Raw genomic sequence first — 12,859 nt, forward strand, 5'->3', positions numbered from 1 at the left:
TCCTGTCGTACATAAGTGTTTTATGGCGTGTGATAAGCCGGAGACGGGAGAATCGCCATGTCTGTTGACATCCTTAATTGTGACGCTACCGCCGAGGTCTCCCGGCCGTCAACGGCTGCTGCCCCGAAGGAAGGCGACGTTTTTGGCCGCATCGGCAATCTCGAAACCCGCCTCGCCCGTACAGCGAGCGAGATCGATGCCGCTCAGTCCGTGCGCTACCGTGTCTTCGTCGAGGAAATGAAGGCTCAGCTGCCGGCGGACGCCATGCGTCGCGAGCGCGATGTCGATGCTTACGACGCCTTCTGCGACCATCTTCTGGTTCTCGACCGCTCGATCGAGGGCGATACCGAAGACCAGATCGTCGGCACTTACCGCCTGCTCAGGCAGGACGTCGCCATGGCCAATGGCGGTTTTTACTCGGCTTCGGAATTTGCGATCGATGAGCTCATCGCCCGCCATCCCGACAAGCGCTTCATGGAACTCGGCCGCTCCTGCGTGCTGCCGGAATACCGCACCAAGCGCATCGTCGAACTGCTCTGGCAGGGCAATTGGGCCTATGCGTTGAAGCACGGCATGAGCGCCATGTTCGGCTGCGCCTCCTTCCCGGGCGTTCACCCGGAAAGTCATGCTCTGGCTCTCTCCTTCCTCTACCACAGCGTGCTCGCCAAGGATGAATGGGCCGTCGGCGCGCTGCCGCATCTGGCGCGCGACATGGACCTGATGCCGGCCGAAGGCGTCAATCCGAAAAGGGCGCTGATGGCCTTGCCGCCGCTTATCAAGGGGTACCTGCGCCTTGGCGCCATGGTCGGCTCCCACGCAGTTGTCGACCAGGCTTTCAATACGACCGACGTGCTGATCGTGCTGCCGATATCAAGCATTTCCGATCGTTATCTGAACTATTACGGTGCGAATGCAGGCCGTTTCGCAAGCTGAGGCGGCCGCTTGACGGCTGCGTCTCGTCAATTCGTTCTTATCAGGCGTTTTCAGTAGGGCGCATCGGCAATGGTGCCGGCTGGGCTATGCCCGCCTACAACATCAAAACCTTGCGCCATGCCGAATTTCGAAAACCTCAGAAAGAAAGCCAAGCAGTTTAAACGCTGGCATCAGGATCGCTATTATCCTGTCGCTGCGGAGATCCGCTGGTGGCTTGCCCGTTACCGCCATCTCAACGACCAGCAAATCCTGGAGCTTGAATTCAAGCTTGCCGATGCGCAGGAACTCGTGGCGGCACAGGAGGGCTTTGAAAGCTGGTCGGCGCTCAAAAAGGGGCTCACCGACATGAATGCAACAACTGGACAGAAATCTGCCTCCCAACCGACACTGCTCGATGCCCAACCGCAGCTTTTCGTGAGCGATATTCACGCTGCCTGTGATTTCTACTCACAGAAACTCGGCTTCGCTCCTGGCTTAATTTATGGCGAGCCGCCCTTCTACGCACAGGTCGTTCGCGGTGCGGCGAGGCTCAACCTTCGACACGTCGAAATGCCGGCTTTCCATCCGGAGATTCGCCAACGTGAGAAGGATATCCTGTCCGCGACGATTACGCTTGATGACGTGAAGGCGCTTTTTCTCGAATACACCGCAAACGGCGTTCCGTTTCATCAGCCGCTGCGGCTGGAACCCTGGGGTGCCAGAACATTCATCGTCTGCGATCCAGATGGAAATCTGATCGCTTTTGCGGGATAAGCCGTTCGGGCGGACCACATCAGCGGTCCGCCCTCTCTTATTTATCAGGAGCCGGCAGCATAGGCCGCAATCGCAGCCATGTTGACGATATCGCTATCCTTGGCGCCCATCGACGTGATCTGCACCGCCTTGTCGAGGCCGACGAGGATGGGTCCGATGACCGTCGAGCCGCCGAGTTCCTGCAGCATCTTGGTCGAGATCGATGCCGAGTGGAATGCCGGCATGACGAGGACGTTGGCCGGACCGGAGAGGCGGCAGAAGGGATATTGCTCCATCACCTTACGGTTCAGGGCAACGTCGGCGGCCATTTCGCCGTCATACTCGAAATCGACGCGACGCTTGTCGAGGATCTTCACAGCTTCGCGCACACGCTCGGAACGCTCACCCGAGGGATGGCCGAAGGTGGAATAGGCGAGCAACGCGACGCGCGGCTGGTAGCCCATGCGGCGCGCGAGACCTGCGGCCTCCTCTGCAATATCGGCAAGCTCCTCGGCCGTCGGCATATCGTGAACCGCAGTGTCGGCAACGAAGACCGTGCGGCCGCGGCAAAGCGCGATCGACACGCCGATCACGCGATGGCCCGGCTTATGGTCAATGCAGCGGCGCACATCTTCGAGTGCCGTCGAATAGTTGCGGGTGATGCCCGTCACCATGCCATCGGCATCGCCTAGCGCCACCATAGTGGCAGCGAAATGGTTGCGGTCATTGTGGATCAGGCGCTGTGCGTCGCGGTGCAAGTAGCCCTTCCGCTGCAGGCGGGCATAGAGATAATCGATATAGGCCTCGACGCGGGTCGAGATGCGCGCGTTGACGATCTCGAGGCCTGGACGATTGAGGTCTATGCCGGCGCGCTCGGCCGTTGCGCGGATCAGATCCTCGCGGCCGAGCAGGATGGCGGTGCCGAGCTGCTGGTTGGCATAGACCATGGCGGCGCGTAGCACCTGTTCCTCTTCGGCCTCGGCGAAAACAACACGCTTCGGATGCCGGCGCACGCGTTCGTAAAGGCTCGCCAATGTCGAGGCGATCGGGTCGCGACGAGCGGAAAGCTCGCGCTTGTAGCCGGCCATGTCAGTGATGATCTTGCGGGCGACGCCGCTTTCGATCGCCGCTTCGGCAACGGCCGCCGGAATGGCTGATATCAGGCGCGGATCGAAAGGAACCGGGATGATGTACTGCGCGCCGAAGCGCGGGCGGTTGCCCTGATAGGCGGCCGCGACATCATCAGGCACGTCCTCACGGGCGAGGCTCGCGAGCGCCTTCACGGCGGCGATCTTCATCGCATCGTTGATGGTCGAGGCACGGACGTCGAGGGCGCCGCGGAAGATATAGGGGAAACCCAGAACGTTGTTGACCTGGTTCGGGTAGTCCGAACGGCCGGTCGCCATGATGGCGTCGTCGCGGACACGGGCGACTTCCTCCGGCGTGATTTCCGGATCGGGATTGGCCATGGCGAAGATGATCGGCCGGTCGGCCATGGAGCGGATCATCTCCTCGGAGAAGGCGCCCTTTTGCGACAGGCCGAAAACGACATCCGCGCCCTTCATCGCCTCTTCCAGCGTACGCGTGTCGGTCTTGGCCGCATGCGCCGACTTCCACTGGTTCATGCCCTCGGTGCGGCCCTGATAGATGACGCCCTTGGTATCGCACAGGACGATATTTTCGGGCGCAAAGCCCATCGACTTGATGAGCTCGACGCAGGCGATGGCGGCGGCACCGGCACCGTTGCAGACGAGCTTCGTCGTCTTCAGGTCGCGGCCCGTCAGTTCCAGCGCGTTGATCAGGCCGGCGGCGGCAATGATCGCAGTACCGTGCTGGTCGTCATGGAAAACAGGAATATCCATCAGCTCGCGCAGGCGGCTTTCGATGACGAAACAATCCGGCGCCTTGATGTCTTCCAGATTGATGCCGCCGAAGGAGGGGCCGAGGAAACGTACGCAATTGATGAACTCGTCGACATTTTCCGTGTCGACTTCGAGGTCGATGGAATCGACGTCGGCGAAACGCTTGAAGAGAACCGACTTGCCTTCCATGACCGGCTTGGAAGCCAGAGCGCCGAGATTGCCAAGGCCGAGGATGGCCGTGCCGTTGGAGATGACGGCAACCATGTTGCCGCGGGTCGTGTAATCGTAAGCCGTCGCCGGATCTTCAGCGATGGCTTTGACCGGCACCGCGACACCGGGAGAGTAAGCAAGCGAGAGATCGCGCTGCGTCGCCATCGGCTTGGTCGGGTTGATCTCCAGCTTGCCGGGCCGCCCCATCGCGTGAAATTCAAGCGCTTCCTTGTCGGTGACAGACGTTACCGACCGTTCTTTCTTCTCCATCTGGGACATGCCTCCTCCAAACGTCTTGTGGGTGACGTTTTCCTCTTCCCCAATTGCTGTTGTCATCTATAGCGGCGGCCGGATAGGGTTGGCACCTGTTTTTTGGGAAAAACTGCACCTCCGTGAACGCACGAATAGACACCAGAAACGAAGCCTTCTCTGCAGCCGAGCTCGCGACTGAAGAAAGTCGCGCCTCGGCGACGCCGATGATGGAGCAATATATCGAGATCAAGGCGAACAATCCGGATTCGCTGCTCTTCTATCGCATGGGCGATTTTTACGAGCTGTTCTTCGAGGATGCGCTCGAGGCTTCGCGTGCGCTCGGCATCACGCTGACCAAACGCGGCCAGCACATGGGGCAGGATATTGCGATGTGCGGCGTGCCGGTGCATGCGGCCGACGATTACCTGCAGAAGCTGATCGCGTTCGGCTATCGCGTCGCGGTTTGCGAGCAGGTGGAAGATCCGGCGGAAGCCAAGAAGCGCGGATCGAAATCCGTCGTCAAGCGCGATGTCGTCCGCCTCGTTACACCGGGCACCATTACCGAGGAGAAGCTGCTTTCTCCTTCGGAATCGAACTATCTGATGACGCTGTCGCGCATCCGCGGCACTTCGGAGCCGGTACTGGCGCTTGCCTGGATCGATATTTCCACCGGCGTCTTCCGGCTGGCCGAGACCGAGGCTTCGCGGCTGCTTGCCGATATCCTGCGTATCGACCCACGCGAACTCATCGTTCCGGACACGATCTTCCACGATCCGGAATTGAAGCCCGTTTTCGATGTGCTCGGCCGCACCGCCGTTCCACAGCCGGCTGTGCTTTTCGACAGCGCGACGGCGGAAGGCCGCATAGCGCGCTATTTCGGCGTTTCGACGCTTGACGGCTTTGGCAGTTTTTCACGCGCTGAGCTTGCGGCAGCATCAGCAGCCGTTGCCTATGTGGAAAAGACCCAGATTGCCGAACGGCCGCCACTCGGCAGGCCGGAACGGGAGAGCGGCGCCTCGACGCTGTTCATCGATCCGGCCACACGCGCCAATCTGGAGCTTGTGCGCACGCTGTCCGGCGATCGTAACGGCGCGCTGCTCAAGGCGATCGACCGGACAACTACCGGCGGCGGAGCGCGGCTGCTGGCCGAACGGCTGATGTCGCCGCTCACCGATCCCGCCCGTGTCAACGAGCGGCTGGATTCAATCGGCTTCCTGATGCAGGAGCCGTCGCTCTGCGGCGAATTGCTCGATGCCCTGAAACATGTGCCCGACATGCCGCGGGCGCTCTCCCGCCTGGCACTCGACCGTGGCGGCCCCCGCGATCTCTGGGCAATCCGGCAGGGTCTGGGCACTGCCGCGCATCTTGCCGGCCTGCTGGGAAACGTCATGCTGCCGGAAGAGCTGGAACAGGCCCGCATGGGGCTGGAAGCCCTGCCGTCCGGCCTCGAAATATTGCTCGCGGAGAACCTTGCAGAGGAACTGCCGCTCCTGAAACGCGATGGCGGCTTCCTGCGCGATGGTGCCAATGCCGACCTCGACGACGTCAGGGCGCTACGCGACCAGTCGCGTCGCGTCATTGCCGGCCTGCAGCTGCAATATGCCGAAGAGACCGGCATCAAGTCGCTGAAGATCAAGCACAACAACATTCTCGGTTACTTCATCGAGGTTACCGCCGGCAATGCCGGACCGATGACCGATACATCGGAGGCGAAAGCCCGCTTCATCCACCGCCAGACGATGGCGAATGCCATGCGGTTCACCACGACCGAGCTTGCCGATCTCGAAAGCCGCATCGCCAACGCCGCCGACCGCGCACTGCAGATCGAATTCCTCGCCTTCGACCGGATGACGGAAGCGACCGTCGCCGAGGCCGAAGCAATCAAGGCCGGCGCGCGGGCGCTCGCCGTCATCGATGTTGCCGCAGGCCTGGCGCTGCTTGCCGAAGAACAGGCTTATTGCCGGCCGCTGGTCGATGGCTCGAAGATGTTTGCCATCGAAGGCGGCCGCCACCCTGTCGTCGAACAGGCGCTGCGTCGGCATTCCACCGGTCCCTTCGTCGCCAACAATTGCGATCTGTCGCCCGTCTCCGACGGCAAGGATGGCGCGATCTGGCTGCTGACCGGCCCGAACATGGGCGGTAAGTCGACATTCCTGCGCCAGAACGCGCTGATCGCCATTCTTGCGCAGATGGGCTCCTTCGTGCCGGCAACGTCTGCGCATATCGGCATCGTCGACCGGCTTTTCTCACGCGTCGGCGCATCCGACGATCTGGCGCGCGGGCGTTCCACCTTCATGGTGGAGATGGTCGAGACTGCGGCGATCCTTAATCAGGCCAGCGATCGTTCGCTGGTCATTCTAGACGAAATCGGCCGGGGTACTGCGACATTCGATGGTCTTTCCATCGCCTGGGCGGCTGTCGAGCATCTGCATGAGGCCAACCGCTGCCGTGGGCTCTTTGCCACGCATTTCCATGAACTGACGGTCCTCTCCGAAAAGCTTGCCCGGCTATCGAACGCAACAATGCGCGTGAAGGAATGGGACGGCGACGTCATCTTCCTCCACGAAGTCGGTCCGGGTGCAGCCGACCGGTCCTACGGCATTCAGGTCGCGCGGCTTGCCGGACTGCCGGCATCCGTCGTGGCCCGCGCACGCGACGTGCTGACCCGCCTCGAAGACGCCGACCGCAAGAACCCGGCGAGCCAGCTGATCGACGACCTGCCGCTCTTCCAGGTGGCGGTGCGCCGTGAAGAGGCGGCACGCGGGCCTTCCAAGGTCGAAGAAACCCTGAAGGCGATGAGCCTCGACGATATGACACCGCGCGAGGCGCTCGACGCGCTTTACGACCTTAAAAAGAAAATGAAGTAGGAGCCGCGCCCGTGTTCATGGAAAAACTGCTTCAGGAAACGCAGCGCCTCTCCGTCATCGTCTCGATGCTGGAGATCATGAAACAATCTGATGGCAATCTGGAGGCGCGCGGCTGGAACACGCCGATCGGCATGGCGAAGATCACTGGTTCCTGCCTGAAGATCGGCGCGTTCAGCGGTGCAATCATTGACGCTGGATACCGCGAATGCGACAAGGCGACGCTCGACGGCATCATGAGCGAGACGCGGCAGGTTCTCAATACGCTGCTGACACAGCCGTCTGCCTGAGAACTTGCGGCAAAGCGTCCGTGGCCGACGGCTTGCCAACACCATTTCGCCAAATTTAAAGGTTCATGCAATATGGACGGCTGTGTCACCAGGCGGGCAAAGAGGCTATAGCGCATGCAGACGAAACCAGAGGCGCGCCACGAGCAAGCGGCCAGGACCGGACAGGAAATCGCCCAGCCGATGGCAACGCGCACCAGCGATTTCTCAGAAATCCTCGACGTGGAACTGCTGCAGGGGCAATGCGACGCCATTGCCGAGGCTAACCGCAACCGTCCGGATGTTCTGCGCAACGATCTTCTCTCCGTTCTGAAGAAGGCGAGTGTTGAAGGACGCCGGAAGGCGCGCGAACTGCTCGACGCCCAGGGGGGCGGGCTCGACTGCGCGCACCGGATTTCCTGGCTGCAGGACCAGATCATCGCCGTTCTCTACAATTTCGCGACTGCGCATGTCTTTCCGAAACAGAAGGACAAGTTCGCGGTCACGGCGGTCGGCGGCTATGGGCGCGACACGCTGGCGCCCGGCTCCGATATCGATCTGCTCTTCCTGTTCCTGCCGAAGCCGGCGGAAGAGACGCACAAAGCCGTCGAGTTCATGCTTTACATGTTGTGGGACATGGGTTTCAAGGTCGGCCACGCGACCCGCACCGTCGAGGAATGCATCGCGCTTTCCAAGTCGGATATGACGATCCGCACCGCCATTCTGGAGATGCGGTACATCTGCGGGCTGAAGCCGCTCGAAACGGAGCTGGAAGCCCGCTTCGACAAGGAAATCGTCACCGGCACGGGACCGGAATTCATCGCCGCCAAGCTAGCCGAACGCGACGAGCGCCACCGCAAGGCCGGCGACACGCGCTACCTCGTCGAGCCGAATGTCAAGGAAGGCAAGGGCGGCCTTCGCGACCTGCACACGCTGTTCTGGATTTCGAAATATTATTACCATGTGCGCGACCCCGCCGATCTGGTGCCGCTCGGCGTGCTGTCGAAGCAGGAATACCGGCTGCTGGAAAAGGCCGACGACTTTCTCTGGGCCGTGCGCTGCCACATGCATTTCCTGACCGGGAAGGCCGAGGAGCGTCTTTCCTTCGATATCCAGCGCGAGATCGCCGAGGCGCTCGGTTATCATTCCCGCCCCGGCCTTTCGGCCGTCGAGCGCTTCATGAAGCACTATTTCCTTGTCGCCAAGGATGTCGGCGACCTGACGCGCATCCTCTGCGCCGCACTCGAAGACCAGCAGGCGAAGTCGATCCCCGGCCTGACGGGCGTCATCAGCCGCTTTACGCACCGCAATCGCAAGATCCCCGGCAGCGTCGAGTTCGTGGAAGATCGCGGCCGCATCACGCTCGCCAATCCTGATGTGCTCAAGCGCGATCCGGTCAGCATTATCAGACTATTTCACGTCGCCGATATCAACGGGCTCGAATTCCATCCCGATGCGCTGAAGCGCGTGACGCGCTCGCTCAACCTCATCAACAACGATCTGCGCGAGAATGACGAGGCCAACCGGCTCTTCCTGTCGATCCTCACTTCCAAGCGCGATCCGGCGCTGATCCTGCGGCGCATGAACGAGGCCGGCGTGCTTGGCCGCTTCATTCCCGAATTCGGCAAGATCGTCGCGATGATGCAGTTCAACATGTATCATCACTATACTGTCGACGAGCACCTGATCCGCGCCATCGATGTTCTGTCGGAAATCGACAAGGGCAAGGCCGAGGAACTGCACCCGCTCTCCAACAAGCTGATGCCGCATATCGAGGATCGCGAGGCTCTTTATGTCGCGGTTCTGCTGCACGATGTGGCCAAGGGCCGGCAGGAAGATCATTCGATTGCCGGTGCACGCGTCGCCCGCAAGCTCTGCGCCCGCTTCGGCCTGTCGCAGAAGCAGACCGAAATCGTCGTCTGGCTGATCGAGGAACATCTGACCATGTCGATGGTCGCGCAGACGCGCGACCTGACGGACCGCAAGACGATCACCGACTTCGCCGATCGCGTTCAGTCTCTGGACCGCCTGAAGATGCTGCTGATCCTGACGATCTGCGACATCCGCGCCGTCGGACCGGGCGTCTGGAACGGCTGGAAGGGACAATTGCTGCGCACACTCTATTATGAGACGGAGCTGCTGCTGGCCGGCGGCTTCTCCGAAGTGTCGCGCAAAGAGCGCGCCCAGGCTGCTGCCGAGGCGCTTTATGCGGCGCTTTCCGACTGGAGCCAGAAGGACCGCCGCACTTACGCCAAGCTGCATTACCAGCCCTACCTGCTCTCCGTGCCGCTGGAAGATCAGATACGCCATGCACATTTCATCCGCCAGGCCGACAAGGCCGGCCAGGCGCTGGCAACCTCGGTACGCACCGACAGCTTCCACGCGATCACCGAAATCACCGTTCTCTCACCCGACCATCCCCGCCTGCTCGCCGTCATTGCCGGCGCCTGTGCGGCTGCCGGTGCCAATATCGTCGATGCGCAGATCTTCACGACTTCGGACGGCCGGGCGCTCGATACGATCCATGTCAGCCGCGAGTTTCCGAATGACGAGGACGAGCTTCGCCGTGCAGCCACGATCGGCCGGATGATCGAGGACGTGCTTTCCGGCCGCAAGCGCCTGCCCGAGGTGATCGCGACCCGCACCAAACACCGCAAGAAGAGCAAGGCCTTCATCATTCCGCCGTCGGTGACGATCACCAACAGCCTGTCGAACAAGTTCACCGTTATCGAGGTGGAATGCCTCGACCGGCCGGGCCTGCTGTCGGAAATGACGGCAGTGCTGTCGGATCTCTCGCTCGACATCCAGTCCGCGCGGATCACCACCTTTGGTGAAAAAGTCATCGACAGCTTCTACGTCACCGATCTCGTCGGCCAGAAGATCTCCGGCGACAGCAAGCGCGCCAATATCACCGCCCGCATGAAAGCAGTCATGGCCGAAGAGCAGGACGAACTGCGCGAACGCATGCCATCAGGCATCATCGCGCCTCTCGCTACTGCGGCCGAAAAGAAAGCCGGTTCCCCCACATGAGCCTCGTCAAGAAATTTGCCACGGTCGGCGGCGCCACGCTCGGCAGCCGCATCTTTGGTTTTGCCCGCGAAACGCTGATGGCGGCGGCGCTGGGGACAGGGCCGATGGCCGACGTTTTCTATGCAGCCTTCCGCTTCCCGAACCTGTTCCGTCGGCTCTTTGCCGAAGGCGCCTTCAACGCCGCCTTCGTGCCGCTCTTTGCCAAGGAGATCGAGGCGAACGGCACGGACGGCGCCAAGCGCTTTTCGGAAGAGGTGTTCGGCGTTCTTTTTTCCGTGCTGCTGCTCATCACCATCGTGATGGAGTTTTCCATGCCGCTTCTCGTGCGCTTCGTCATCGCGCCGGGCTTTGCGGATGATCCCGAGAAGTTCGACATCACCATCCGAATGGCGGCGGTGATGTTCCCCTATCTCATGTGCATGTCGCTGACGGCGATGATGAGCGGCATGCTGAATTCGCTGCACCACTTCTTCGCCGCGGCCGTGGCACCGGTCTTCCTCAACGTCGTGATGATCGGGGCGCTGTTCTACGCGCTCTATACCGGCGCCGACCCATTGACGACGGCCTGGTATCTCTCCTGGGGCGTGCTCGCGGCCGGCGTCCTGCAGCTCGCCGTCGTCTATCTCGGTGTACTGCATGCCGGCATGAGCATCGGCATCCGCTTCCCGAAGATGACGCCGAACGTCAAGCGGCTGCTGATCCTTGCCGTTCCGGCCGCCGTCACCGGCGGCATCACGCAGATCAACCAGCTCATCGGCCAGGCGATCGCCTCCTCCCGCGAAGGCGCCATCGCCGCCCTGCAATATGCCGACCGTATCTACCAGCTCCCTCTCGGCGTCGTCGGCGTCGCCGTCGGTGTGGTGCTGCTGCCCGAGCTTGCCCGTTCGCTCAAGGGCGGAGCGTTACGCGAGGCCGCCTTTCTGCAGAACCGCTCGATCGAGTTCGTCCTGTTCCTGACGATCCCAGCCGCCTTCGCGCTGTGGATCCTCTCGGACGAGATCATCCGCGTGCTCTATGAGCGCGGCGCCTTCCACCAGGAAAACACTGTTATCGTCGGCTCGATCCTTGCGATTTACGGCATCGGCTTGCCGGCTTTCGTGCTGATCAAAGCACTGCAGCCGGGCTTTTATGCCCGCGAGGACACCAAGACGCCGATGCGTTTTTCGGCGGTCGCCGTCGCTGTCAACTGCGCCACGGCGCTGACCCTCTTTCCCTACATAGGTGCACCCGGAATCGCTGTGGCCGAGGCCACCGCCGGCTGGATCAGCACCGTGCTGCTCTTCACGACACTTCTGCGACGCGGTCATCTGACATGGGAATGGGCGCTTGCCAAACGCGCCGTCCTTCTGATCGTCGCCTCTGCCGTCATGGGCGCCGTCATCATCTACCTCAAGCAGCACTGGGAGCCCTGGCTCGCCTCGGGCGCGCCGCTTCTGACCAAGGTCGGCACCCTTGGCCTGCTGATTGCGATTTCGATGGTCGTCTATTTCGCGACCGCCTTCCTGATCGGCGGCGCGGACCTCGGCATGATCCGCCGCAATCTCAACCGCAAGCCGGCACCCGCGAAAGACGCCTGAGATCAGAGTATCTCCGGTTTTCCTTCGAAGCATGGGATACTCTATCCCTTTGTTTTTGCGCAATTCCGCGCGCAAAATCGCTGGAATTGCTTTAGCAATCGACCCATCGTCGCTGCGGCCCGACATCGACGTGGATGATGCCGTTGCAATAGCTGCCGATCCCACCTATCCCGGGTGCGGTTTTCGCGGCCGCGATGATCGTCCGCTCCGACAGTCCGGGAATCCTGATATCGGCTGCCATGCACGTTCCGTGCAGGGAGCCGTGGCGGCGGGGATGCGGCCGGAAGCCCGACGTTATCATCGGGCGGCGGCCGGTCTTTGCCGCGATATGCGACAAAATCGCCCGCAATCGCACCGGAAAACAGCCGGCGCGAACACTGACGGTCTGCATCGTGTAGGCTATACGCGTCTCGTGTTTGGGAAGCTGGGTAGTCTGCCGTCGATTATCTTGACCGACGGCAGTCGTTGCTGATTGTAGGGCGAAAAGGCCTGCCATGGCGAGCAAACTAGCGTTCTGCATGGTCCCTCCGATCGGTTATCCCGACGGCCCCTTGGGCCGCCAGCCCGGCGAGAGGATTTTCAGTTCAAAGAAAGCTTTTCTGTGAAATTTTATACTCCATTTTAGCTAAGCGCGCTGATCAATTTGGCGTAAAATCCGGCATTTTCCCCCATATAAATGGAATAACCTTCCTAATCTGGAGATCCCCGTGACCCAATCCCTCTTCCTCGTCACCCTCGTCGTCGATGATTATGATCGCGCCAAAGCCTTCTATTGTGAGGCTCTCGGCTTCGAATGCCTTCAAGATGAAGTGCAGCCGGAAGGCAAGCGCTGGGTCGTCGTCAAGCCGAAGGGCGGGGATGGGGCAGCCTTTTTGCTGGCACAGGCGACAAATGAAGCGCAGCGAGCAGCCATCGGTAACCAAGCCGGCGGACGTGTGGGTTTCTTCCTGAAAACCGATGATTTTGCGCGTGACCATGCTGCGATGCTAACAGCCGGGGTGCGCTTTCTGGAGGAGCCACGGCACGAGGTTTACGGCACCGTCGCAGTCTTTGCGGATCCTTACGGCAACACGTTCGATCTGATCCAGCATGCCGCGGGCTGAACCCCTTGATTGCGAGCGGCCACGCGTGCA

Annotated in this window: 9 protein-coding genes; 7 read left to right on the forward strand and 2 right to left on the reverse strand. The window is 61.2% G+C overall.

Going from position 1 to position 12,859, the window contains the following annotated elements:
* Positions 1–57 precede the first annotated feature (57 nt).
* Both olsB and AC1DUP_RS08190 read left to right on the forward strand, forming a co-directional pair.
* Positions 58–933, forward strand: coding sequence for a l-ornithine N(alpha)-acyltransferase (gene olsB, locus AC1DUP_RS08185; protein WP_477832387.1), 876 nt, complete (start codon positions 58–60; stop codon positions 931–933).
* A gap of 117 nt (positions 934–1,050) precedes the next feature.
* Positions 1,051–1,686, forward strand: coding sequence for a bleomycin resistance protein (locus AC1DUP_RS08190; RefSeq protein WP_477832388.1), 636 nt, complete (start codon positions 1,051–1,053; stop codon positions 1,684–1,686).
* Between the two features lie 44 nt (positions 1,687–1,730).
* Here the strand turns inward: AC1DUP_RS08190 and AC1DUP_RS08195 are convergent, their stop codons facing one another.
* Entirely contained in the window at positions 1,731–4,016 is a 2,286-nt protein-coding gene (locus tag AC1DUP_RS08195; RefSeq protein ID WP_113298352.1) for an NADP-dependent malic enzyme, read from the reverse strand.
* A gap of 113 nt (positions 4,017–4,129) precedes the next feature.
* Between AC1DUP_RS08195 and mutS the strand changes: the two genes are divergently transcribed.
* The 4 genes from mutS to murJ all read left to right on the forward strand — a co-directional run bounded on the left by mutS (position 4,130) and on the right by murJ (position 11,726).
* Positions 4,130–6,856, forward strand: a complete 2,727-nt coding sequence (gene mutS / locus AC1DUP_RS08200) for a DNA mismatch repair protein MutS (protein ID WP_477832389.1) — start codon at positions 4,130–4,132, stop codon at positions 6,854–6,856.
* Positions 6,857–6,867: 11 nt separating this feature from the next.
* The gene (locus tag AC1DUP_RS08205; RefSeq protein ID WP_113298350.1) at positions 6,868–7,143 is read left to right on the forward strand and encodes a hypothetical protein; all 276 of its coding nucleotides are present in this window, start codon (positions 6,868–6,870) and stop codon (positions 7,141–7,143) included.
* A 114-nt stretch (positions 7,144–7,257) separates the two neighbouring features.
* Positions 7,258–10,149, forward strand: a complete 2,892-nt coding sequence (locus AC1DUP_RS08210) for a [protein-PII] uridylyltransferase (RefSeq protein ID WP_477832390.1) — start codon at positions 7,258–7,260, stop codon at positions 10,147–10,149.
* A complete protein-coding gene (gene murJ, locus AC1DUP_RS08215) occupies positions 10,146–11,726 on the forward strand; it encodes a murein biosynthesis integral membrane protein MurJ (protein WP_113307765.1) in 1,581 nt (526 codons plus the stop codon). Before AC1DUP_RS08210 ends, murJ begins: the two co-directional genes overlap by 4 nt.
* A gap of 91 nt (positions 11,727–11,817) precedes the next feature.
* Here murJ and AC1DUP_RS08220 read toward each other — a convergent pair whose 3' ends face one another.
* Positions 11,818–12,246, reverse strand: a complete 429-nt coding sequence (locus tag AC1DUP_RS08220; protein WP_113298347.1) for a D-Ala-D-Ala carboxypeptidase family metallohydrolase — start codon at positions 12,244–12,246, stop codon at positions 11,818–11,820.
* A 187-nt stretch (positions 12,247–12,433) separates the two neighbouring features.
* Here AC1DUP_RS08220 and AC1DUP_RS08225 point away from each other — a divergent pair, with 187 nt between their 5' ends.
* The gene (locus AC1DUP_RS08225; protein ID WP_113507431.1) at positions 12,434–12,829 is read left to right on the forward strand and encodes a VOC family protein; all 396 of its coding nucleotides are present in this window, start codon (positions 12,434–12,436) and stop codon (positions 12,827–12,829) included.
* The last annotated feature ends 30 nt before the right edge of the window (positions 12,830–12,859 follow it).

The organism is Rhizobium sp. 01L419, assembly GCF_056400025.1.

Excerpts from the sequence above, each read along its gene's own strand:
- murJ (WP_113307765.1), top strand. The coding sequence starts at position 10,146 with ATGAGCCTCGTCAAGAAATTTGCCACGGTCGGCGGCGCCACGCTCGGC.
- AC1DUP_RS08210 (WP_477832390.1), top strand. The coding sequence starts at position 7,258 with ATGCAGACGAAACCAGAGGCGCGCCACGAGCAAGCGGCCAGGACCGGA.
- olsB (WP_477832387.1), top strand. The coding sequence starts at position 58 with ATGTCTGTTGACATCCTTAATTGTGACGCTACCGCCGAGGTCTCCCGG.
- AC1DUP_RS08190 (WP_477832388.1), top strand. The coding sequence starts at position 1,051 with ATGCCGAATTTCGAAAACCTCAGAAAGAAAGCCAAGCAGTTTAAACGC.
- AC1DUP_RS08195 (WP_113298352.1), bottom strand. The coding sequence starts at position 4,016 with ATGTCCCAGATGGAGAAGAAAGAACGGTCGGTAACGTCTGTCACCGAC.
- AC1DUP_RS08220 (WP_113298347.1), bottom strand. The coding sequence starts at position 12,246 with ATGCAGAACGCTAGTTTGCTCGCCATGGCAGGCCTTTTCGCCCTACAA.